At 65.5% G+C, this 21,539-nt stretch carries 19 protein-coding genes; 8 read left to right on the top strand and 11 right to left on the bottom strand.

Translation table 11 applies throughout. From position 1 onward, the window contains the following. The first annotated feature begins 152 nt into the window (after positions 1 to 152). Positions 153 to 1,388 carry an acyl-CoA desaturase gene (locus FBZ90_RS04420; protein WP_145729808.1) on the top strand — a complete coding sequence of 412 codons (1,236 nt, stop codon included), beginning with the start codon at positions 153 to 155 and terminating at the stop codon, positions 1,386 to 1,388. A gap of 151 nt (positions 1,389 to 1,539) precedes the next feature. Beyond that, positions 1,540 to 2,643 carry a PA0069 family radical SAM protein gene (locus FBZ90_RS04425; RefSeq protein ID WP_145729809.1) on the top strand — a complete coding sequence of 368 codons (1,104 nt, stop codon included), beginning with the start codon at positions 1,540 to 1,542 and terminating at the stop codon, positions 2,641 to 2,643. A 97-nt stretch (positions 2,644 to 2,740) separates the two neighbouring features. Here FBZ90_RS04425 and FBZ90_RS04430 read toward each other — a convergent pair whose 3' ends face one another. The 6 genes from FBZ90_RS04430 to hemN all read right to left on the bottom strand — a co-directional run bounded on the left by FBZ90_RS04430 (position 2,741) and on the right by hemN (position 8,823). Continuing rightward, positions 2,741 to 3,988: a hypothetical protein gene (locus FBZ90_RS04430; RefSeq protein WP_145729810.1), complete on the bottom strand. Its 1,248-nt coding sequence runs from the start codon at positions 3,986 to 3,988 to the stop codon at positions 2,741 to 2,743. A gap of 238 nt (positions 3,989 to 4,226) precedes the next feature. Continuing rightward, positions 4,227 to 4,649, bottom strand: coding sequence for an ExbD/TolR family protein (locus FBZ90_RS04435; RefSeq protein WP_145611263.1), 423 nt, complete (start codon positions 4,647 to 4,649; stop codon positions 4,227 to 4,229). Positions 4,650 to 4,674: 25 nt separating this feature from the next. Beyond that, entirely contained in the window at positions 4,675 to 5,121 is a 447-nt protein-coding gene (locus FBZ90_RS04440) for an ExbD/TolR family protein (protein WP_211101905.1), read from the bottom strand. 3 nt (positions 5,122 to 5,124) lie between these two features. Then, on the bottom strand, positions 5,125 to 6,048 hold the full coding sequence (locus FBZ90_RS04445; protein WP_246130146.1) for a MotA/TolQ/ExbB proton channel family protein: 924 nt from the start codon (positions 6,046 to 6,048) through the stop codon (positions 5,125 to 5,127). Positions 6,049 to 6,129: 81 nt separating this feature from the next. Then, the gene (locus tag FBZ90_RS04450; protein ID WP_145729811.1) at positions 6,130 to 6,792 is read right to left on the bottom strand and encodes an energy transducer TonB; all 663 of its coding nucleotides are present in this window, start codon (positions 6,790 to 6,792) and stop codon (positions 6,130 to 6,132) included. Positions 6,793 to 7,416: 624 nt separating this feature from the next. Beyond that, a complete protein-coding gene (hemN, locus tag FBZ90_RS04455; protein ID WP_145729812.1) occupies positions 7,417 to 8,823 on the bottom strand; it encodes an oxygen-independent coproporphyrinogen III oxidase in 1,407 nt (468 codons plus the stop codon). Positions 8,824 to 9,013: 190 nt separating this feature from the next. Here hemN and FBZ90_RS04460 point away from each other — a divergent pair, with 190 nt between their 5' ends. The 5 genes from FBZ90_RS04460 to FBZ90_RS04480 all read left to right on the top strand — a co-directional run bounded on the left by FBZ90_RS04460 (position 9,014) and on the right by FBZ90_RS04480 (position 13,741). Beyond that, a complete protein-coding gene (locus FBZ90_RS04460) occupies positions 9,014 to 9,703 on the top strand; it encodes a ribonuclease HII (protein ID WP_145729813.1) in 690 nt (229 codons plus the stop codon). Positions 9,704 to 9,900: 197 nt separating this feature from the next. Next, positions 9,901 to 10,938: a site-specific DNA-methyltransferase gene (locus tag FBZ90_RS04465; protein ID WP_246130165.1), complete on the top strand. Its 1,038-nt coding sequence runs from the start codon at positions 9,901 to 9,903 to the stop codon at positions 10,936 to 10,938. 44 nt (positions 10,939 to 10,982) lie between these two features. Further along, complete coding sequence (gene folB, locus FBZ90_RS04470) at positions 10,983 to 11,450, top strand: dihydroneopterin aldolase (RefSeq protein WP_145729815.1); 468 nt, start codon at positions 10,983 to 10,985, stop codon at positions 11,448 to 11,450. A gap of 84 nt (positions 11,451 to 11,534) precedes the next feature. Continuing rightward, positions 11,535 to 12,728: an ATP-binding protein gene (locus FBZ90_RS04475; RefSeq protein ID WP_145729816.1), complete on the top strand. Its 1,194-nt coding sequence runs from the start codon at positions 11,535 to 11,537 to the stop codon at positions 12,726 to 12,728. Further along, positions 12,725 to 13,741, top strand: coding sequence for a ParA family protein (locus FBZ90_RS04480; RefSeq protein ID WP_145729817.1), 1,017 nt, complete (start codon positions 12,725 to 12,727; stop codon positions 13,739 to 13,741). Before FBZ90_RS04475 ends, FBZ90_RS04480 begins: the two co-directional genes overlap by 4 nt. Positions 13,742 to 13,743: 2 nt before the next feature. Here FBZ90_RS04480 and FBZ90_RS04485 read toward each other — a convergent pair whose 3' ends face one another. Together FBZ90_RS04485 and FBZ90_RS04490 are read right to left on the bottom strand one after the other, a co-directional pair. Further along, positions 13,744 to 14,991, bottom strand: a complete 1,248-nt coding sequence (locus tag FBZ90_RS04485; RefSeq protein ID WP_145729818.1) for a threonine ammonia-lyase — start codon at positions 14,989 to 14,991, stop codon at positions 13,744 to 13,746. Positions 14,992 to 15,114: 123 nt separating this feature from the next. Then, entirely contained in the window at positions 15,115 to 18,606 is a 3,492-nt protein-coding gene (locus FBZ90_RS04490; protein ID WP_145729819.1) for an indolepyruvate ferredoxin oxidoreductase family protein, read from the bottom strand. Between the two features lie 415 nt (positions 18,607 to 19,021). On the opposite strand from FBZ90_RS04490, the gene FBZ90_RS04495 reads away from it, so the two are divergent. After that, on the top strand, positions 19,022 to 19,501 hold the full coding sequence (locus FBZ90_RS04495; RefSeq protein ID WP_145729820.1) for an RNA pyrophosphohydrolase: 480 nt from the start codon (positions 19,022 to 19,024) through the stop codon (positions 19,499 to 19,501). Positions 19,502 to 19,541: 40 nt separating this feature from the next. Here the strand turns inward: FBZ90_RS04495 and FBZ90_RS04500 are convergent, their stop codons facing one another. The 3 genes from FBZ90_RS04500 to FBZ90_RS04510 form a co-directional block, all read right to left on the bottom strand. Further along, positions 19,542 to 19,871 carry a type II toxin-antitoxin system RelE/ParE family toxin gene (locus tag FBZ90_RS04500; protein WP_145729821.1) on the bottom strand — a complete coding sequence of 110 codons (330 nt, stop codon included), beginning with the start codon at positions 19,869 to 19,871 and terminating at the stop codon, positions 19,542 to 19,544. Then, positions 19,868 to 20,137: a ribbon-helix-helix domain-containing protein gene (locus FBZ90_RS04505; RefSeq protein WP_145729822.1), complete on the bottom strand. Its 270-nt coding sequence runs from the start codon at positions 20,135 to 20,137 to the stop codon at positions 19,868 to 19,870. Before FBZ90_RS04505 ends, FBZ90_RS04500 begins: the two co-directional genes overlap by 4 nt. Before the next feature lie 143 nt (positions 20,138 to 20,280). Next, positions 20,281 to 21,138, bottom strand: a complete 858-nt coding sequence (locus tag FBZ90_RS04510; protein ID WP_246130147.1) for an acyl-ACP desaturase — start codon at positions 21,136 to 21,138, stop codon at positions 20,281 to 20,283. Positions 21,139 to 21,539: the final 401 nt, after the last annotated feature.

Raw genomic sequence — 21,539 nt, forward strand, 5'->3', positions numbered from 1 at the left:
GTTAATCTCCCCTTCAGGGTTGTCCCTTACCCTTGGCGCCGGGGACATCCGTACCAAACGCGGAGTCGGCTTGGCCGCCGATTCCTGGTATTCAATCGATCGCCTCACCCTCTTCGCGGCCTTTCGCCGCCCCTGACGGAGTACCGACCCCGGTGACCAAGCCCGCCCGCGACGCCGCCCAAAAGCCGGCCGACCATTACCTGGACGATATCCAGGCCGCCGGCGCCCTGCCCTTCATCCTCGTGCATCTGGCCTGCCTGGGCGCCATCTGGACAGGGGTCTATTGGCAAGACGTGGCCCTGGCGGTAGGCCTCTATGGTCTGCGCATGTTCGGCATCACCGGCGGCTATCACCGCTATTTCTCGCATCGCGCCTATAAGACCAGCCGCTGGTTCCAGTTCATCCTGGCGTTCATCGCCCAGACCTCGGCCCAGCGCGGCATCCTGTGGTGGGCGGCCAAGCATCGCCACCATCACCGCTATTCAGATACCCCGGCGGACGTCCATTCCCCGGCCCAGCGCGGCTTCTGGTACGCGCACATGGGCTGGATCTTCACGGCCCGCCATGACACGACCGACCTGGCCGCCGTGCCGGACCTGGCCAAGTTCCCCGAGCTGCGCTTCCTGGATCGGTTCCATTACCTGCCGGCCTTCATCCTGGCCGTCGCCGTGTGGTTCGCGGCCGGCTGGTCCGGCCTGGTGGTGGGCTTCTTCTGGAGCACCGTCGCCACCTACCACGGCACCTTCTGCATCAACTCCCTGGCCCATGTGTACGGGCGCCGCCGTTACCTGACCGGCGATGATAGCCGCAACAACTGGTGGTTCGCCCTGCTGACCATGGGCGAGGGCTGGCACAACAACCACCACGCCTATCAAAGCGCCGCCTGCCAGGGTTTCCGCTGGTGGGAGATCGACACCACCTATTACATCCTGAAGGCGCTGTCCTGGGTCGGCATCACCTGGGACCTGCATCGCCCGCCCGCCGCCGTGGTGCGGGGGGAGCAGCGGCTGGGCAAGGCCATCATCGAGAAGGCCGCCAGCCAGCTGGTCGCCACCTTCCATGTGGAGCAGATCGCCGCCCGGCTGCAGGCCACGCTGGCCGACACGCCCTCGCTGGCCGACGTGAAGGCCGAACTGCAGCACAAGCTTGAAAACGCCCGGGCCCAGGCGGAGGCCATGCTGGCCTCCCTTCATATGCCCGAGCTGCACATGCCCAGCCTGCCCGACCTGCACATGCCGACCATGCCCACGCTGCCGACGCGCGATGAGTTGAAGGACCGGGCGGCCGCCATGTTCGTGCGCACGCCGTCGATGGACGACATCGTCGACCGGGCCCGGCAATTGCTGATCGAGGCCGTCTGCGCCCGCCTGGCCGTCGCCGCCGCCTGACACCAACCTGCGTGAAAAAGGCCGCCGGGGCTTTCCCTGGCGGCCTTTTTGCTGTCTGGAGTTCGGAGTTGGCCGCCGCACCCGCCCAATTGTTCATGTTGTGTTCTGGTTTTGACGGCGCTAGGCTAGCCTCCGGGTAACGGAGGAAGCCATGGTCGACATCCTGGATGACCGCCCGCTGAAAGGCCGGGGCACCATCTCCAATCGCGTGGGCCGGTTCGAGGCCCATGCCCGCATGCGCACCGATGACGGCTGGGCCCGGGTGGGAAGCGATGGCTGGGACGGGGAGGCGGACCTGGCGGCGGCGCCGGCCACCCAGGTCCACCTGGACACGTCGCGCAGCGTCATCAGCTACAACGACAGCCCGGACGTCAATTTTGACCGATCCATCAACCCCTATCGCGGATGCGAGCATGGCTGCGTCTACTGCTTCGCCCGGCCCAGCCATGCCTATCTGGGGCACTCCCCCGGCCTGGATTTCGAAACCATCCTCTATGCGAAGCGGGATGCCCCCGCCGTGTTGGCCAAGGAATTGCGGGCCAAGGGTTATGTGCCCCGCCCCATAGCGCTGGGCGCCAACACCGACGCCTACCAGCCGGTGGAGCGGACGGAGCGCATCACCCGCGGCGTGCTGGAGGTGCTGCGAGATTTCCGCCACCCGGTGGGCATCATCACCAAGTCCCCCCTGGTGCTGCGTGACCTGGACATCCTGGCCCCCATGGCGGCCGACGGCTTGGCCCGGGTCGCCATCTCCATCACCACGCTGGACCGGGATCTGGCCCGCCGGCTGGAGCCGCGCGCCGGCACGCCGCAACGCCGGCTGGAGGCGGTACGCCAGCTGTCCCAGGCCGGCGTGCCGGTCAGCGTGCTCGCCTCCCCCATGATCCCTGCCCTGAACGACAATGAACTGGAAGCCATCCTGGCGGCGGCCAAGGACGCGGGAGCCCACCAAGCCCATTACATCCTGCTGCGGCTGCCGCGCGAGTTGGCGGGCCTGATGGAGGAATGGTTGCGCCTGCACGTGCCTGACCGGGCCGACCGCGTGCTGAGCCTTATCCGGCAATGCCGCGATGGCGGCCACAACCACGCCCAATTCGGCACCCGGATGCGCGGCACCGGTGCCTACGCCCAACTGCTGGCCGCGCGCCACAGGCTGGCAACGCGGCGGTTGGGCCTGGATCAGCGGCGCTGGGACATGCGCTGTGACCTGTTCCAGCCGCCGCCGCAGCCGGGCGACCAACTGGCGCTGTTCTGACGGCTGCTTCCACGGCCCTGAAATGCCAAAAGGCCGGTCCCGCGAGGGACCGGCCTTTGCTGTTTCCACGGGCGCCGGGGCGCCGGGAGCAGGGGGATCAGAACTGGGTGATGCCAGCCTGGATCAGGTACAGGCGGGCGATGTCGGCGGTGCCGTCGGTGCCCTTGATCGACTTCATGGTGTCCACGGCCTTCTGCTTCTGGCCAGCGGCGATGTAGGCCTGGACCAGGCGCAACTTGGCCTCTTCCGGGTACTTCAGCTGGTCCTTCTTGATGCCGGACTGAATGACCTCGATGGCCTTGGCGGCGTTGCCCAGGGCCAGGTACTGCGTGCCGACGCGGACCAGCTGCTTGCCATCCGGCTGGGCATTGGCTTCCTTCTCGTCGTCCGGCAGCTTGCGCTGATCGTCATCGACCTGCTTGCCGGCCATGTCGGCCAGACGCTTCTCGCGGTCGCCCTGGGCCTTGCCCAGGATGCCGGCCTTGAAGCCCTTGTCCATCACGGCCTTGGCCTCGGCGCCCAGGCCGTCGCTCATGGCCAGCTGGGCGAATTCCAGGTACGGACCGGGGTCCTTGACCAGGCCGGCGCCCAGCTGCAGGCGCAGCACGTCGATCTGCAGGCGGTTGGAGTTGAAGCCCGGCAGCTTCTGCACACCGCGGATCACGCTCTCCCAGCTTTCCTGATCGGGGTAGTTGATCAGGATGCGTTCCATGGCCTCAACGAAGGCGGGCTTGTGATCCATGTTGTATTCGGCGCTGGCGATGGTCTGCAGCAGCACCTTGGACGGCTTGCCACCCTGGGCCTGGATCATGGCGCGCGCGGCCTTGGAGGCGTTGGCGTAGTCCTTCTGGTCCAGGTAAATCTGGATGGCCAGTTCCTTCAGGCGGTTGTCGGTACCGCCGTCCTTGTAATAGCGGTCGGAGGCGGCGGAGAACTTGGCGTAGTTCTTCACGCTGAAATAGGCCTCGGCGATCAGCTTGTCGCGGTTCACCTTGTCCGTGTCCGGCAGCTGGCAGCTGGACAGGGTCGCTTCCAGCGACTTGGCGAAGTTGCCCATGTCCTTCTGGCCGCTGTAGGCCGAGGCGCGCAGCGTCTCGAAGGTGCAGGTCTCGAACGGCGACTTGGTCTTGCTGGCCTTCTCGGCCTCGTCGATCTTGTCCAAGGCTTCCTTGAACTTGCCAGCCTTCAGCGCGGTCTGGGCTTCCTGCAGCGGCTTGCCGACTTCCGGGCTGAACTTCTTGGCTTCGGCGGCGTGGGCCGGCGTGGTGGCGCTGATGACAACGGCGCCGCCCATGGTGAGCGCCGAGGCGAGCAGTGCGGCACGAAGGAAGTGCGTGGCGATCATTCCGAGGACTCTACCTGCTTTGTTGAAGGGCTGGACCGACGAGCGGCCCCTCATGTCGGGAAATCGAGACTAGCGGGAAATCTAATCGATGATTGGGATGAAATCGGGACAACAACCCGACGCAAGGCCCGCGCCCCAAAAGATCACGGGCCCCGGAACATGGTAATGGCGAAAACGGTAACGGCGGCCCCGCACCCCAGACAAGCTTGGGTAACGAGAGGCCGCCGTCGACACGGACTTAATCCATGAACTGTTCCGCACCCACCAGGCCCAGCTTGGTCACGCCCAAGCGCTGGGCCGAGGCCATGACCATCGCCACGGTGTTGTACTTGGCCAACTTGTTCGGCCAAAGATGAACCTCGGGCTGTGGGTTCTTCAGGGCGGCGTCCTTGAGACGCAGCTCAAGTTCATGGCGATCAACGGTGGTTCCGTTCCACTGAATCGTGTTGTCGAAATCCACCATGATGTTGACCACCTCAGGCGGTGTCGTATTGGACTGCGGCGGGGTCGCCGACGGCATGTCCAACTTCACCGCATGGGTTTGGATCGGAATGGTGATGATCAGCATGATGATCAGCACCAACATCACGTCGATAAGCGGCGTGGTGTTGATGTCCATCATGGCTTCGTCTTCACCACCTCCGCCAACGTTCATACCCATGGCTTAAACTCCTTCGGCGGAACCGTTACTGCGCGGCCGGGATCGCGCCCGCCGGCGGCTCGGTGATGAAACCGATCTTCACGATACCCGCCCGCTGGGCGGCAACCACGACCCGGCCCACATATTCGTAGCGCGCGTTCTTGTCGCCACGGATGTGAACTTCCGGCTGGGGCTGCTCCACGGCCCGCTGCTTGAGCTTGTCAAGCAGGGTCGTGTAGTCCGGCATCTTGGTTTCGTTCCAGAAGATGTCGCCGTCCCGGTTTACCGCGATGACGATGTTCTCCGGTTTCGTCTTGGTTGGCTGATTACGTTCCTTGGGAAGGTCCACCGGCACCGTGTGGGTCACGACGGGGACCGTGATCAGGAAGATGATCAGCAGCACCAGCATGATGTCGACGAGGGGGGTCGTATTGATCGCGGATACGACCTCGCCATCATCATCAGCATCGCCGGAAGCGACATTCATCCCCATGGTTTACGCGCTCCGGGCGGACTTGCCGGCGCCGAGACGACCACCGCTGACCAGCAGGGCGTGCAGGTCGGCGGAGAAGTTGCGGACGCGGTCCATGGCGGTCTTGTTGCGGCTCAGCAGCCAGTTGTAACCCAGCACGGCGGGCACGGCGACGGCCAGACCGATGGCGGTCATGATCAGGGCTTCACCGACGGGGCCGGCGACCTTGTCGATCGAGGCCTGACCGGCGATGCCGATGTTGGTCAGGGCGTGATAGATGCCCCACACCGTACCGAACAGACCGACGAACGGGCCGGTCGAGCCCACGGTGGCCAGGAAGGCCAGGCCGGACTTCATGCGGTTGCTGATGCTGTCGACCGAGCGCTGCAGCTGCATGGTCACCCAGGTGTGCAGGTCGATCTGGTCGACCAGGGTGCCTTCATGGTGCTCGGTGGCGCGCAGGCCGTCTTCGACCAGCATGCGGAACACGCTGTTCTTGTTCAGCTTGGCGGCGCCATCGGCCAGGGACGGGGCGGTCCAGAAGGACTTGTCGGCCTGGGCGGCGGAGCGCAGCAGCAGGGTCTGCTCGATCAGCTTGGTGACGATGATGTACCAGGTGCCGGTCATCATGATGACCATGATCATCAGAACGCCACGGGACACGAAGTCACCGCCCTTCCACAGGGCGTTCAGGCCGTACGGGTTCTCGACGGTCTCGGTGGCGGCCGGCGGAGCGGCGACGTCGCTGGCGGCGGCGTCAGCGGCGGGCGCGGCGGCCGGAGCGGCCTGGTCAGCGGCCGGAGCGGCAGCGGCCGGGGCCGAGCTGTCGGTGGACGGGGTCGTGGTCTGGGCGACCGCGACCGAGGTGAAGGTACCGACGACCAGGGCGACCATGGCAAAGCGCACCATGGAACCGGCGGTCAGCTTGAAACGCTCCCTAATGCTCATGACAATTCCAACACATTTGGGTTGAGGGGATGAGGAACCCTTGCGCATCAGCGTCTAAGAGGCCCCGGTTTTCTTGAACTGTTAACGCGCGTCCTTGAGCTGGAAGCGGAAGGGGACACGGGTCGAGGACCAGGTACCCACAGACTTGCCTTCCTGCTGCTCCGCCGTGCACTTCCACACGCCGCGCTGGGCCTGGCGGACCACCGCCTCATCCAGGCGGTCGTGGCCACTGGATTCCACGACCTTGGCGTCGGTGACCTTGCCGCTGGCGTCGCAGTACACGACGAACACGACACGACCTTCTTCACCCAGGCGCGAAGACGCGGACGGGTATTCCGGAAGGTAGCGGGAGAAGCTGCTCGGGTCGATCTTGACCGGGCTGGCGGCCGGCGCCGGCGGGGCGCTCGGCTGTACCGGAGCGACGGGCGGCTGGGGCGCCGGCGGCTTGGTCGTCGCCACCTGCTGCATGACCGGCGGCGGCGGGGTCTCGATATTGACCTCGACGGGCGGCACGAACGGCGGCGGCTGGACGGTCTGCGGCGGCGGCGGCGGCGGCGGCGGCGGCGGCGGGGTCTCGTCCTTGATCTCTTCGATGATCTTGGTCTCGACAGGACCCTTGACCACCTCAACGACCTTGTTCGCAAGGCCGGTGACGAGAGCGTAAACGATACCGGCCTGGATCAGGACCGTGGCGACCAGCCCGATCAACCGGCTGCTTGACGATTGTTTTGCGGTGTAAGGCATTTTCCTGCGGTCACATCACGAAGGAAGACACCGCATCGGAAAACGCCACGGCGCATCCGAGCGGAAGTGATTCATGGGCGGCAGAGCGGGCGGAATCCGCGACGTCCGGAACCGGGGGTTCACCTGGACATCGAACTGCGTTCCTGGGGTCGACCAACACCGACCTTCCCACATCTGCCTCCAATTCGTTTGCGAAGCAGTATCCGGCACCCGTAACGCGCATCCGGTTATTTCATAACCCGACGAGCGCTAGCCCCAAGCACCACGGCCCGTCTTTCACGGACCTGAACACCGCTCGCGATCGTTGTCGACCTTCACAGTCGAACCTTGTTGGGTTTTCGTATGCCCGATTTCTAAGACGCACGCAAGCGGCAGGTATGCAGGAAATGACTCTCTCGGTCACTGCCTGTCTTAAACCAGCCAGCCTTCGTAATTTCATGCAACTTTCGCGGGGCACGATCGCCATAATGCTGCATTGCAGCAGCGGGTTCGGGGCTCTCCTCCGTTAACCTGTGGGACTGTTTGTTTTCAGTCTTCTAAGGCGCATTGTGAAAGCAGGCAGGCAACGAGGGGCGCTTCGCAGGCGCGTCAATCCGCCCCATCTTGAAAATTTCTGAAAAAAATCTACACGGCGTAGCTGTGACGACCCGATCCTGGATCGAAATAGGCATCGAACAGGACCGCGACACTCCGGACCAAAGGCCGGGCCTCCTCCCGTACCTCCACCCTCGTTTTGTCACAGATGATCATATCATCGTCCGCCAGCGCGGCCAAGGCGTGGCGGGTCGCCGGCGTGAGCACCTCATCCAAAGAACCGCCATGGCGGCGGCACGTCTCTTCCAGGTCGACGGAGAAGCGGCACATCAGCTGCTCGATGATATCCGCGCGCAACCGGTCGTCATCGGTGAGCGCCAGGCCCTTGGCCACCGCCCAGCCGTCACCATCCCCTTGTGCGGCGGACTCCCACGCCTTCAGGTAGGCCGGCACCTCCACCCGGTTTTGGATGTAGCCGCCGCGCGTGCGGCCGATGGCGGAAGCGCCGAAGCCCAGCAGGGCCGTGGCCGTGTCCACCGTGTACCCCTGGAAATTACGTTTCAGGCGCCCGGCGGCGTAGGCCGTGGCCATGACGTCGTCCTTGCGGGCGTAGTGATCCAGGCCGATGGCGACATAACCCGCCGCCTCCAGCACCGCCGCCATCGCGGCCGCCTGCTCCGTCCGCTGGGTGGCGCCGGGCAGGGCGCTGGTGTCGATGCGCCCCTGGTGCCCCTTCAGCGAGGGCATGTGGGCATAGCCGAAGACGCTGAGCCGATCCGGCGCCAATTCCAGGGCCTGGGTCACGGATTGAACACAGCTTTCCACCGTCTGGTGGGGCAGGCCGTAGATCAGATCCAGGTTGATGCCGCCGACGCCGGCCTGGCGCAGGCGGGCCACCGCTTCCGCCGTGGCGGCGTAAGGCTGGATGCGGTTGATGGCGCGCTGCACCCGCTCATCGAAACTCTGTACGCCCAGGCTGGCGCGGGTGACGCCCCCCTGCCCCAGGGCCTCCGCCATGGCCGGGGTCAGGGTGCGCGGGTCGATCTCCACCGCGATTTCCGCCGTGGCCGCCGGGCGGCCGAAGCGCAGGGCCAACCGATCCATGAGCGACAGGAAGGCATCGGGCGGCAGCAAGGTGGGCGTTCCGCCCCCGAAATGAATGTGGGTGACGAGGGGCAGGCCGCCCCCCCTGGACAGCGTAGAGTCGGCAACCAGGGCGCCCGCCACGGCGTCGATCTCCGCCTCCAGCGCCGCCTGGTAGCGGCGGATGGGCGCCTCGTGGTTCACCACGGTGGTGTGACAGCCGCAGTACCAGCACATGCTGCGGCAGAAAGGGACGTGAAGGTACAGCGACAGGGTATCGGCCGCGGTCAGCTGTCCCAGCCAACGGCGATAGTCGTCAGCCGTGACCGCCGCGCTGAACTGCGGCGATGGCGGATAGCTGGTGTACCGGGGAACGCGCTGGTTGCGGTATTTGGCGACGAGATCGGGGCGCATGGGACGGCCTGACGCAAAAAGGGGCGGGAAGCGGGATGGCCGCATGCTGCGCCTGATGCGTCGGTGGCAAAATGATCTGCCTCAACCGTGCCCCTCGTTGACGCCGGGGGCGACGCTGGGGGCCTTGCCCGGGATCGGCGGCGCCGCCATCATGGCGGCCCTTCATTCCCCCTGCCAAAGCCTGTGTCCCATGCCCCGCCCCCGCAAGCCCGCCTCCGAGATCCTCATCCAGCTGGGCCCGCCCACCCTGCGGCATGAGCTGGACGCCGGCCACGGCCCCGACAGCCTGGTCTGCGGCGTGGATGAGGCGGGGCGCGGTCCGCTGGCGGGCCCGGTGGTGGCCGCCGCCGTCATCCTGCCGGTAGCGGCCGAGGCGCCTGCCTGGTGCGCCGGCATCAATGACAGCAAGAAACTGACCGCCGCCGCGCGCGAGGCCCTGTTCGACGCCATCCGCGCCAACGCCCGGGTGGGGATCGGCATCAGCAGCGTGGAGGAGATCGACACCGTCAACATCCTGCAGGCCACCTTCCTGGCCATGCGCCGGGCGGTGGAGCAGTTGGCGGCCGATGGCGGCCCGGCCCCGGTCACCGCCCTGGTGGATGGCAACCAGCGTCCCGTGGGCCTGCCCTGCCCCCGCATCACCACCCTGGTCAGCGGCGACGCACTGAGCCTGTCCATCGCCGCCGCGTCGATCATCGCCAAGGTCACCCGCGACCGCTTGATGACCGATTTGGCCCTGGCCCACCCCGGTTACGGGTGGGAACGCAACGCCGGTTACGGCACGGCCGAACATCGTGACGCAATCAAGATATTGGGGGTCACACCCGTTCACCGCCGTACATTTGCTCCAATTTCAGAACAACTCGCCCTAAACCTTTGACTCTACTGACTCTTGGCTAAAAATTTACATTGACGGCGACTCGGGGCCGACTCATTGTCGGCAAAAATCAACCCCCGATTCGGCGAATACTCCCCATGTTGAAGACCCCGGAAGCCCGTACTGACGCCAAGACAAAATCCAAGGTGCGCGAGGCGGCACCCGCCAACCGGATACTTGTGGGCGACTGCGTTTCCCTGATGCAGGGTCTGCCGGCCGGATCGGTCGACATGGTGTTCGCCGACCCGCCCTATAACCTGCAGCTGTCGGGCGACCTGATGCGCCCCAACCACACCCGCGTCGACGGCGTGGATGAGGAATGGGACCGCTTCGCCGACTTCGCCACCTATGACCGCTTCACCCGCGACTGGCTGGCCGCCGCCCGCCACGCGCTGAAGGACGACGGCACGCTGTGGGTCATCGGCAGCTACCACAACATCTTCCGCGTGGGCGCCATCCTGCAGGACCTGGGCTACTGGATCCTGAACGACATCATCTGGCGCAAGACCAACCCCATGCCCAACTTCCGGGGCAAGCGTTTCACCAACGCCCACGAGACCATGATCTGGGCGGCCAAGTCGCAGGACGCCAAATACTTCTTCGCCTATGAGGCGATGAAGAACCTGAATGAAGAGCTGCAGATGCGCAGCGACTGGCTGTTCCCGCTGTGCACGGGGTCGGAACGCCTGCGCGACGCCGACGGCAACAAGGCCCACCCCACCCAGAAGCCCGAAGCCCTGCTGTACCGCGTGCTGTCCAGCTCCACCCGCGTGGGCGACACGGTGCTGGACCCGTTCTTCGGTACCGGCACCACGGGTGCCGTGGCCAAGCGCCTGCGCCGCAACTGGATCGGCATCGAGCGGGAGAAGACCTACGCCGAGGTCGCCCTGTCGCGCATCGCGGCGGTGGAGCCGGCGGCCGAGGCCGAACTGCTGGAGCCGCCGTCCAAGCGCGCCCAGCCGCGTGTGCCCTTCGGCTGGCTGGTGGAGCGCGGCCTGCTGCAGCCCGGCACCACCCTCTATGACACCCGCCGCCGCCACAGCGCCCGCATCAAGGCCGACGGCACCCTGGTGGGCGCCAACCATCTGGGCGAGCACAACGGGTCCATCCACAAGGTGGGCGCCGCCATGCAGGGCCTGCCGGCCTGCAACGGCTGGACCTTCTGGCACTATGTCGAGGGTGGCCAGCTGGCCCCCATCGACATGCTGCGCCAGCGCGTCATCGCCGAGATGCATTGAGCGGCCCTTCCCGCCATCCGCCGGCGGTGGTAGAGGAGCGGCCCATGAACACGCTCTTCGCCCAAGTGACGGGCACAGCCGCGAAGGCCGCGCCCGCCCAGGCCCGGCCCGCCGTCGCCAATCCGCCGCTGGCCAACTCGCCGGTGGCCGTCCCCCCCCTGGCCCGCATCTTCGTGCGCGACCTAGTGGTGATGGCCGTCATCGGCATTTACGACCATGAGAAGCGCCAGGCCCAGCGCCTGCGCGTGAACCTGGACATGATGGTGCTGGACCGCCAAGGCCAGCGCCGCGACGACATCGCCGACGTGGTGTCCTATGAGGACGGCGTCAACATCGTCCGCGACCTGGCGGCCCAGGGCCACCTGAACCTGGTGGAAACCTTCGCCGAAACGGTGGCCCAGCGCCTGCTGAAGGACACCCGGGTGCACAGCGTCACCGTGCGCGTGGAAAAACTGGACGTCTTCCCCGACGCGGCCTCCGCCGGGATCGAGATCACGCGGCAGCGGGGGTGATGTGGGCCATATTTCGCCAAATGGGCACCAAACTGCTGTAAGGTTGCACATTGGTGATGCTGGGCTTCCGCTGTGCCCTTGGAGATGGCTTTGCTCGACGCTGAGACCCTGCTGGCTTTATTTCGGAACCTGGAGGCGGACAACGTCGAGCGGACTAGCACCGCAACCGACAAGAGTAAGATAGGCCGCGCCATTTGCGCGTTCGCGAACGACTTGGCGGATCGCCGTCAGCCTGGCGTGCTTTTCATCGGCCAGAAGGATGACGGCAGTTGCGCCGGCTTGGACATCACCGACGAGATTCTTAAGAATCTTTCGGCCTTTCGATCCGATGGAAATATTCAGCCCCTTCCACAATTGAGCGTAGATCGTAAGATTCTGGACGGCTGTACCGTCGCCGTAGTCGAGGTGCAGCCATCAGACAACCCCCCCGTGAAATTCGATGGCCGCGTCTGCATCCGCGTTGGCCCACGGCGAGGCTTCGCCACCGCTGAGGAGGAGCGGCGCCTGACCGAAAAGCGCCGTTGGGGCGCGCTGCCGTTCGATCAGCATGGCGCGTCGGGCGCGTCAATTGACGACCTCAATCTGCTGACCTTCCGTGAGGAGATCCTTCCCTCCATGGTGGCTCCAGAGGTCCTTGAGGAAAATCACCGGCAACAGGACGATCAGATGCGGGCGCTGCGCCTGCTGACGCCCAACGGCACGCCGACGAATGGCGCCGTACTGCTATTGGGGAAAGATCCTCGGCAGTGGCTGCCGGGAGCTTACATGCAGTTCGTCCGCATTGCCGGCACCAACCTCACGGACCCTATCCGCGACCAGAAGGAAGTCAGCGGGACACTGGCGTCCCAAATTCGGCAGATTGAGGAAATTATTAGCGCGCATATCGCCGTAGCATTGGATCCTACGGCGGCCCGCTCAACTCCTAGCCCCGACTACCCGATTGTCGCGTTGCGCGAATTCGTCCGGAATGCCCTCATCCATCGAAATTATGAAGGTACCGCCGCCCCTGTCCGGCTGCACTGGTATGATGACCGGATTGAAATCCTGAGCCCTGGCGGGCCTTATGGCATGGTCACCATAGAAACGTTCGGACAACCGGGCGCCACCGATTATCGCAATCCCATGATTGCCGAAGCCGCCAAGAGCATGGGCTTTGTCCACCGCTTCGGCTCCGGCATCGCTCGGGCACGCGAGGCACTGAAAACTAACGGCAATCCGGCACCTCAGTTCATCGTGCAGCCAGCCCATATCCTGGCTATCGTGAGACCCAAGGCATGACCACCATCGCCTTCTTCAACAACAAGGGCGGCGTCGGCAAGACCTCACTGGTCTATCACCTAGCCTGGATGTTCGCAGAATTAGGCCAGAAGGTCGTCGTTGCGGATCTTGACCCTCAGGCGAATCTCACCTCGATGTTTCTGTCCGAGGAGCGCCAGGAGCAATTGTGGGCACCTGGCGATGATCGACAGACAATCTGGAGTTCGGTCAAACCTCTCTATAGGAATACCGGTGATATCGCTGGTCCGTTTCTAGAACCTATCAGTGATCGAATACGGCTTATTGCCGGCGACCTAGCACTTTCTCGCTTTGAAGACAAGCTATCACAAGCTTGGATGAATAGCGCCGATGGTGATGAAGGGGCCTTGAGAACTGTTTCTTCGTTTGGTCGAATCATTAAACGAACGGCTGAGCAAACAGCTGCGGGCGTGACATTGATCGACGTTGGTCCGAACTTAGGCGCTATCAATCGGGCCGCCCTGATTGCAGCCGATTACGTCATTGTACCATTGAGCCCTGACCTATTCTCACTTCAAGGCTTACGCAACTTAGGCCCTACCCTACGGGAATGGAGGAGCGGCTGGTTACGTCGGCGAGATCGTTTAGATGCCCCGGGACTCTGGCTGCCCGATGGGAAAATTGAGCCCGCCGGCTATATTCTAATGCGCCACTCAGTGCGGTTGGATCGCGCCGTGAAGGCCTTCGACCGATGGATGCGGAAAGTACCTGGTGCATATCGAGTAGATTTGCTTCAGGAAGAAGCTGCGGACCCGAATTTAACCTCTGAGGTCGATCCATATTGTCTGGGGCGCTTGAAGGACTACCGTTCGCTTATGGCAATGGCGCAGGAAGTTAATAAGCCGATGTTTGCCCTGAGGCCAGCTGACGGTGCGATCGGCGGCCACCAAGCAGCCGTAATCGGTTGCTATCAGGACTTCAAGGCCCTGGCGGAAAAGATTGCGGAACGATGCGACATTGAGGTGTGGGATCCATTAGGGGATCTCCTTGCCTAAACTCACTCCCCCGCCAGCGGCTTGACCTGGAAACCATTGCTGCGCAGCGCATCAACCACCCGGCCGGCATGGTTGGCGGAGCGGCATTCCACCGTGATGTCGATGTCGGTGGCCTTGACGTTAGCGGTGCTGAACAGGCGCTGGTGCACGGCCTCGATGATATTGCCACCGGCCTCGCCGATCAGGGTGGTGATGCGGCCCAGCGCGCCTGGCCGGTCAGGGATGACCACACGCAGGGTGACGATGCGGCCCTCGCGCACCAGTTGGCGCAGGATGACGCTGGCCAGGACGCGGCTGTCGATGTTGCCGCCGGACAGCACCAAGCCCACCTTGCGCCCGGCGAAGCGCTCCGGATACTTCAGGGCGGCGGCCAGGCCGGCCGCACCCGCCCCCTCCGACACCGTCTTCTCGATGTTCAGGAACAGGGCAACCGCCCGTTCCACCTCCCAATCCTCCACCAGGATGATGTCATCCACCTTGCGACGAACGATCTCCAGGGTGGTGGCGCCCACGTTCTTGACGGCGATGCCCTCGGCGATGGTGTCGCCGCCCACGCTGACCGGGAGGTTGTGCAGGGCCTGGTACATGGGCGGATAGGCCGTGACCTCCACGCCGATGACCTCGATGTCCGGCTTGCGCGCTTTGGCCGCTACGGCCATGCCGGAGATGAGGCCGCCGCCGCCCACCGGCACCAGCAGCACGTCCAGGTCGGGCGCGGCGTTCAGCATCTCCAGCGCCACGGTGCCCTGGCCGGCGATGACCAGCGGGTCGTCATAGGGGTGGACGAAGACGTAGCCGTGTTCCTTTTGCAGGCGTTCGGCCTCCGCCGCCGCCTCGGCCAGCACCGCGCCCTTCAGCACCACCTTGGCGCCGAAGTTCTCCGTATGCTCCACCTTGATGAAGGGGGTGCCCTCAGGCATGACGATGGTGGCCGGAATGCCCAGGCGGCCGGCATGGTAGGCCACACCCTGGGCATGGTTGCCGGCGGACATGGCGATGACGCCGCGCCGGCGCTCCTCCTCCGTCAGGGACAGCAGGCGGTTCAGGGCACCGCGCTCCTTGAAGCTGGCGGTGAACTGCAGGTTCTCGAACTTCACCCAGATTTCGCAGCCGGCGATGCGCGACAGCGTGCGCGACGGGATGCAGGGTGTGTCGATCACCTGGCCGCCCAGCGCCAGGGCCGCCGCCCGCACATCCTCCAGGGTCACCGGCTCGATACCGGCCTGCCCCACGCCAACCTTGCTGTCCATGCCATCCGTCCTTGGAAATGAGGCGTCCTCACCTGGCGCCAACCATAGACCCCAAGCGTTGGCCCGCGACAGGGCTTTGTCGCGGGCTACAGCGGCACGAGACACCGTCCCGCGCCGCCGGTGTCACTCCGCCGCCAGGGGCGCGGAGCGGCCGGGCGTGCCGGCGGGGGCCCGCCAGTCGCGCAGCAGGGCCTGCTCCTTGGCCTTGACCTCGGCGTAGGCCTTCTCCTTGACGTGGCCGTAGCCGCGGATTTTCTGCGGCAGCTCGGCGATTTCCACGGCCAGCGCGTGGTTGTCCTCGGCAAGGCCGGCCAGCAGTTCCTCCACCGTGGCGCGGAAGTCCACGATCAGCTGGCGCTCCATACGCCGTTCCGCCGTGCGGCCGAAGATGTCCAGGGCCGTGCCGCGCAGGCCCTTCAGGCGGGCCAGGACGCGGAAGGCCGTCAGCATCCAGGGACCGAAGGCGCGCTTGCGCACCTCGCCCGTGGCCGGGTCGGTGTGCGACGCCGTGGGCGGGGCCAGGTGGAAGACCAGCTTATAGTCGCCCTGGAACTGCTGACGCACCTGGTCCAGGAAGCCGGTCTGGGTGTAGAGGCGCGCCACCTCGTACTCGTCCTTGTAGGCCATCAGCTTGAACAGCGTGCGGGCCACGGCCTCGGTCAACTGGTCGGCGCCCGGCACCTTGGCCGTCTCCGCCGACCGCACCTTGGCCACGAACTGGCGATAGGCGTCGGCATAGGCCGCGTCCTGGTAGTCGGTCAGGAAGGCGGCGCGGCGCTCGATGGCCTCATCCAGCGTCTGCGACAGGCGGCGATGGGGCTGGTCGGCGGCCGGGCCCTTGGGCGTGGCGATCTTTTCCACGGCCGCCTGGTCCAGGGCGGCGCGACGGCCCCAGCGGAAGGCGTCGGTGTTCATCTTCACCGCCGCCCCGTTCATCTCGATGGCCTTCTCCAGGGCCTCGGCGCTGACCGGCACCAGCCCCTTCTGATAGGCGTAGCCCAGCATGAACAGGTTGGTGGCGATGCTGTCGCCCAAGAGGCCGGTGGCGATGCGGGTGGCATCCACGGCGTTGACGGCGTCGGCGCCGCAGGCCTTGGCCACCGTCGCCACCATGGACCCGCCATTCATCTGGAAGTCGGGGTTGGTGACGAAGGCGGCGGTGATGGCCTCATGGGTGTTCAGGATGGCGTGGGTGCGGCCCTTGGCCATCTTGGTCAGGGCGTCGGCATTGGCCGCCACCACGATGTCGCAGCCCAGCACCACGTCGGCGCCGCCGGCGGCGATGCGGGTGGCGTGGATGTCCTCCGGCCGTTCGGCGATGCGCAGATGGCTGGTGACCGCCCCACCCTTCTGCGCCAGGCCGGCCATGTCGAGCACGGTGCAGCCCCGGCTTTCCAGGTGGGACGCCATGGCGACGATGGCGCCGATGGTGACCACGCCGGTGCCGCCCACGCCCGTCACCAGGATGTTCCAGGGACGGTCCAGGGTGCGGCGCACCGGCTCCGGCAGAGCCTCGAACGCGTCGGCCTTGCCTCCCACCGGCTTGGGCTTGCGCAAAGAGCCGCCCTCCACCGTCACAAAGCTGGGGCAGAAGCCCTTGAGGCAGGAGAAGTCCTTGTTGCAGCTGGACTGGTCGATCTGGCGCTTGCGGCCGAACTCCGTCTCCACCGGCACCACGGACAGGCAGGAGGACTTGGCCGAGCAATCGCCGCAGCCCTCGCACACCAGCTCATTCACCACCACGCGGCGGGCCGGGTCGGGGAAGGTGCCGCGCTTGCGGCGGCGGCGCTTCTCGGCGGCGCAGGTCTGTTCATAGATCAGGACGCTGACGCCCTTGATCTCGCGCATCTCGCGCTGCACCCGGTCCAGGTCGTCGCGGTGCTCGATGGTGGTGAAGGGCGGCAGGCCCTGGCCCAGGCCGTATTTCTCCGGATCGTCGCTGACCACGACGATGCGCTCCACCCCCTCGGCCTCCAGCTGGCGGGCGATCTGGTGCACGGACAGGCTGCCGTCCACCTTCTGGCCGCCGGTCATGGCCACGGCATCGTTGTAGAGGATCTTGTAGGTGATGTTGACCTTGGCGGCGACGGAGGCGCGCACCGCCAGGATGCCGGAGTGGAAGTAGGTGCCGTCGCCCAGGTTGGCGAAGACATGCTCCTCCCCCGCGAAAGGCGCCTGGCCGATCCAGTGCACGCCCTCGCCGCCCATCTGGCTGAAGACGTCGGTGTTGCGGCCCATCCACGTCACCATGTAGTGGCAGCCGATGCCGGCCAGGCCGCGGCTGCCCTCGGGCAGGTGGGTGGAGGTGTTGTGCGGGCAGCCGGAGCAATAGAAGGGCGCGCGGACCACGGTGCTGGCGGAGGCGGCAGGGCGTAGCTGCGCCTCCAGGGCCTTCACCCGCTCCGCCACGCGGTCGACCATCAGGCCCAGCTTGGCCATGCGGCCGGCCAGCGCGAGCGCGATGGTGGTGGGCGACAGTTCCGCCTTTTCCGACAGCAGGGGCCGCCCCTCCTCATCGGTCTTGCCCAGGATGCGGGGACGGCGGTCCCAGTTGTACAGCTGCTCCTTCAGCTGCGCCTCGATCAGGGCGCGCTTCTCCTCCACCACCAGCAGCTCTTCGGCACTTTCGGCGAAGTCGCGGATGCCGTGCGGTTCCAGCGGCCAGGTCATGGCCACCTTGAAGATGGCGATGCCGAGGTCCGCCGCCATCTCGGCCGTGATGCCCAGCTCATCCAAAGCCTGGCGCACGTCCAGATAGGACTTGCCCACCGTGACGATGCCCAGGCGCGGCTTGGCGGCCCCCAGGATGACCTTATCCAAGCGGTTGGACCGGGCGAAGGCGCGCGCCGCGTCCAGCTTCCACTGGATCATGCGGTCTTCCTGGATCAACGGCGTATCATGCAGGCGAATGTTCAGCCGGCCCGGCGGCATCTCGAAATCGGCCGGCAGCACCACGCCGCTGGTGATGTCCGGCACCCGCACGATGGCGGAGGTGTCGATGGTGTCGGCCAGGGCGGTGAAGCCCACCCAGCAGCCGGAATAGCGCGACATCTCCCAGCCGATCAGGCCGTAGTCCAGGAACTCCTGCACACCGGCCGGGCTCATCACCGGCATGAAGGCGTGGATGAAGGCGTGGTCCGACTGGTGCGGCAGGGTGGAGGATTTGGAGGCATGGTCGTCGCCGGCGATGGCCAGCACACCGCCATAGCGGCCCGTGCCGGCGAAGTTGGCGTGCTTCAGCGCGTCCAGCGAGCGGTCGACGCCGGGGCCCTTGCCGTACCAGATGCCGAACACGCCATCGACCTTGGCGCCCTTGAACAGGTTGACCTGCTGGCTGCCCCAGACGGCGGTGGCGCCCAGTTCCTCGTTCACGCCGGGCTGGAAATGGATGTCATGCCGGGCCAGGTGCTTGCGCGCCTGCCACAGCGCCTGGTCATAGGCGCCGAGGGGGGAACCGCGATAGCCCGAGATGAAGCCGGCGGTATTCAGGCCCGCCGCGCGGTCGCGGTCGCGCATCAGCATGGGCAGGCGCACCAGCGCCTGGGTTCCGGTCATATAGACCCGGCCGTCCCGCAGGACGTACTTGTCATCAAGGGTAACGGCGGCCAGCGTCATAACGCATCTCCCACTCGGGTGAACCTGTCCCCTTCCTGGCCCCGGAGCGCCTGCCCGATGCGGTCGGGCGGCGGCCTTCCAGGGAACGGTGCCTAACGGCCTGGGGGTCCGCAAGGTCCGGCGCCGATGTTTTCCCGGCTTACCCATCCATCTAAGCAGGGATGCAAGGCCCCGAAAATAGGTCATCTATGCTGACATATTTCCTGTCGGAAGCACCGCAGCAATCGCGCCGACTCGTTCCCAGGGGGCGCCATTTGGGTTCGATCCTTACGTAGGCGCGACCCAGCCATGCGCGCGCGCCGGCCCGGCCACCCTCCAGCCGTTTTTTGGGCCCGCGACTCGGGAAGCGGCGCTGGCTTGACGGCCCGTCCCTGTTTAGTCTGCGGGCGAAACCCCCAGCGATGACGAGCATCCCATGGCCAAGCCGGTCGACCCCAGCACCCTGCCCTACCGCCCCTGCGTCGGCATCTGCCTGTTCAACGCCCAAGGCCTGGTGTTCGTCGGGCAGCGGCGGGACACGCCCGGCGCCTGGCAGATGCCCCAGGGCGGCATCGACAAGGGCGAGACGGCGGCGGAGGCCGGCCTGCGCGAGCTGGGGGAGGAAATCGGCACCGACAAGGCCACCCTGCTGGAGGAAATGGCGGAGTGGCTGCGCTATGACCTGCCGCCCGAGCTGGTGGGCGTGGCCTGGAAGGGCAAGTACCGTGGTCAGAAACAGAAATGGCTGGCCTGCCGCTTCACCGGCCAGGACGGCGACATCAACCTGGAGACCGAGCATCCCGAGTTCGACGCCTGGCAATGGGTGCCGCTGGAGCGGACGGTGGACCTGATCGTGCCCTTCAAGCGGGAGATTTATGTGCAGGTGGTCGCCGCATTCCGGCATTTGGTGCCGTAAGCGCGATCTGGCTGAGAGCCACGGGTGAATAAGCCAACGATCACCCCCACCCTTCGTCGCTACCCGTGTCGTCTCCCAGGATGGCCTCATAGTCCTGACCACCGTAGAAGATGCCGATAATGGAAACCAACTCCGCGTCCACGTTGAAAGCGATGATCGCGCGCTTCTTGTAATTGGTGATGCGGAGGCCGGGCCGGACGTCATCCCGGACAATGCCGCGATGGGGAAATGGTGTCAGTTTCTCGCAGTAGCTGACGATCGCGTCAGTATAGTGGGCCGCGATGTCCGGCGAGGCCGCCTCGGCAACGTAGCGGTACAGCGCGGCGAGTTGCTCCATCGCCTCCGGCGTGAAGACGACACGCTGGCTCATCGCGCCTTTGCGTGTTCGGCCGCCAAACGGGCTCGCACATCCTCCGCGGTGACAGCGCGGGACGGATCGGCTTTCAAGGCGTCATAGGCGGGGCCGACCTCATCACGCAGCCAGCTTTCCACGGCACGGTCCCGCGCCATCAAGGCCCGTAAACCATCCCGGATCACTTCGCTTTCACTGGCGTATTCACCAGACCGCACCTTCGCCTTCACGACATCCGCCATGTCATTGGGCAAGGTGATGCTCATTTGCTGGGTGGTTCGCATGGTTGGGTCCCTTGGGCTGAAATAGGATTTAATCCTATTTAGGCACTGGAGGACAGCTCCGCAAAAGGGCATGCGCCGCGAAAACAAAAACGCCGCCCCGGTCACCCAGGGGCGGCGTTTTTGTTGTCAGCGCGGAAGACGCCTCAGGCGGCCAAGGGTGGCACACCGGCCTTCTTCATCATGCGCTTGTAGGCATAGCGCGAGGCGATGTCGCGCAGCCAGCCCTGGGGGTTCAGGCCGCTGGCCTTGAACACCATGGCGACCATGCGGTCCAGGTGGTGGGGCCGGTAATAGCTGTAGGCCCGGCGCACATAGTTGGCGAACGCCGTCTCGCGGTGATAGGGGGCGTCACCGTTGTTGGCGGCGTGATAGGCGAAGGACAGCTCATCATCCTCCGTCTCATTGATGCGCGAGAGCGAGATGCGCAGGCGGCCGAAGGTGCCCAGACGCTCCTGCGCCAGATAGTCGCCCAGGTAGTCATAGAACAGCTTGTAGTGCCGGAACTCGTCCGCGGCGATGTGGCGGCAGATCTGCTTCAGCACCGGCTCGTCCGTGGCTTCGGCCAGGGCGGTGTAATAGCTGCTGGTGCCGGTCTCGACAATGCAACGCGCCACCAGCTCACCCGCGCGGGACCCGCGCACCGACTGGCTGACATTGATGTCTATCTTGTAGCCCTCACGGAAGCGCTTCACCGCCGCCTGGAAGCTCCAGTTGGGGTCCACGCGCTCCGCCCAAGTGCCCAGCGCCTCGCCATGCTGCACTTCCTCAACCGCCCACTGGCGGGCCGTGGCGCAGAAATCGGCGTTGTCGGCGAACACGTTGCACAGGTAATCGGCGTAGCTGTCGCCGTTGTACTCCACCAGGGCGGCGGCCTTGATGAGCTTCAGGATATCGGCGTCGACCTTGGAGGGGTCCAGCTTGTCCCAGGGCAAACCCGCGACCGTCCAGTGGCCGTTGCGGGGATCGGTAGCCGGGGAGTCCATGCCGTTGACGTCTGCCATGCGCGTTCCGTTCTTTGTGCCCCAGGGCCGGCGCGGTCCACTGGGCGGAGCGCCGGCAACCTATGACCATTATACGGGGCCGATACCGCCGCCGCGCCCCCACTGCGACGATCAGACCCCACTCGATTTTTCGGAAAGTCCGCCTGAAAGCAAAAAGGCCGGTGGGCTTTCCATGATGCCCCGCCGGCCGGTATGCCACAAATCCGTAACATCCGCCACGCTTGGCAGGGGCCAAACTAGCACGACGTCCCGGATTGGCAAGATGCGCACCCGACAGGGGCGGAAACAATTGTGCTAAATCAACGGGCTAGGTCTGATCATCAAGCCTCGGCCCCAAGGCCGAGGGGGCTAGGCCCTGTGTCCTAGCCCGCGAACGCGGTCTTGCGATTCGCTCTCAACCC

Origin of the sequence: Nitrospirillum pindoramense, from assembly GCF_007827955.1 — a bacterium.
GTDB classification, from domain to species: domain Bacteria; phylum Pseudomonadota; class Alphaproteobacteria; order Azospirillales; family Azospirillaceae; genus Nitrospirillum; species Nitrospirillum amazonense_B.

Coding starts and splice junctions, on each gene's coding strand:
- FBZ90_RS04450 (WP_145729811.1), bottom strand. CDS start 6,792: ATGCCTTACACCGCAAAACAATCGTCAAGCAGCCGGTTGATCGGGCTG.
- FBZ90_RS04495 (WP_145729820.1), top strand. CDS start 19,022: ATGGCCAAGCCGGTCGACCCCAGCACCCTGCCCTACCGCCCCTGCGTC.
- FBZ90_RS04510 (WP_246130147.1), bottom strand. CDS start 21,138: ATGGCAGACGTCAACGGCATGGACTCCCCGGCTACCGATCCCCGCAAC.
- hemN (WP_145729812.1), bottom strand. CDS start 8,823: ATGCGCCCCGATCTCGTCGCCAAATACCGCAACCAGCGCGTTCCCCGG.
- FBZ90_RS04485 (WP_145729818.1), bottom strand. CDS start 14,991: ATGGACAGCAAGGTTGGCGTGGGGCAGGCCGGTATCGAGCCGGTGACC.
- FBZ90_RS04500 (WP_145729821.1), bottom strand. CDS start 19,871: ATGAGCCAGCGTGTCGTCTTCACGCCGGAGGCGATGGAGCAACTCGCC.
- FBZ90_RS04490 (WP_145729819.1), bottom strand. CDS start 18,606: ATGACGCTGGCCGCCGTTACCCTTGATGACAAGTACGTCCTGCGGGAC.
- FBZ90_RS04430 (WP_145729810.1), bottom strand. CDS start 3,988: ATGATCGCCACGCACTTCCTTCGTGCCGCACTGCTCGCCTCGGCGCTC.
- FBZ90_RS04425 (WP_145729809.1), top strand. CDS start 1,540: ATGGTCGACATCCTGGATGACCGCCCGCTGAAAGGCCGGGGCACCATC.
- FBZ90_RS04435 (WP_145611263.1), bottom strand. CDS start 4,649: ATGGGTATGAACGTTGGCGGAGGTGGTGAAGACGAAGCCATGATGGAC.
- FBZ90_RS04460 (WP_145729813.1), top strand. CDS start 9,014: ATGCCCCGCCCCCGCAAGCCCGCCTCCGAGATCCTCATCCAGCTGGGC.
- folB (WP_145729815.1), top strand. CDS start 10,983: ATGAACACGCTCTTCGCCCAAGTGACGGGCACAGCCGCGAAGGCCGCG.
- FBZ90_RS04480 (WP_145729817.1), top strand. CDS start 12,725: ATGACCACCATCGCCTTCTTCAACAACAAGGGCGGCGTCGGCAAGACC.
- FBZ90_RS04505 (WP_145729822.1), bottom strand. CDS start 20,137: ATGCGAACCACCCAGCAAATGAGCATCACCTTGCCCAATGACATGGCG.
- FBZ90_RS04440 (WP_211101905.1), bottom strand. CDS start 5,121: ATGGGGATGAATGTCGCTTCCGGCGATGCTGATGATGATGGCGAGGTC.
- FBZ90_RS04445 (WP_246130146.1), bottom strand. CDS start 6,048: ATGAGCATTAGGGAGCGTTTCAAGCTGACCGCCGGTTCCATGGTGCGC.
- FBZ90_RS04465 (WP_246130165.1), top strand. CDS start 9,901: ATGCAGGGTCTGCCGGCCGGATCGGTCGACATGGTGTTCGCCGACCCG.
- FBZ90_RS04475 (WP_145729816.1), top strand. CDS start 11,535: ATGGCTTTGCTCGACGCTGAGACCCTGCTGGCTTTATTTCGGAACCTG.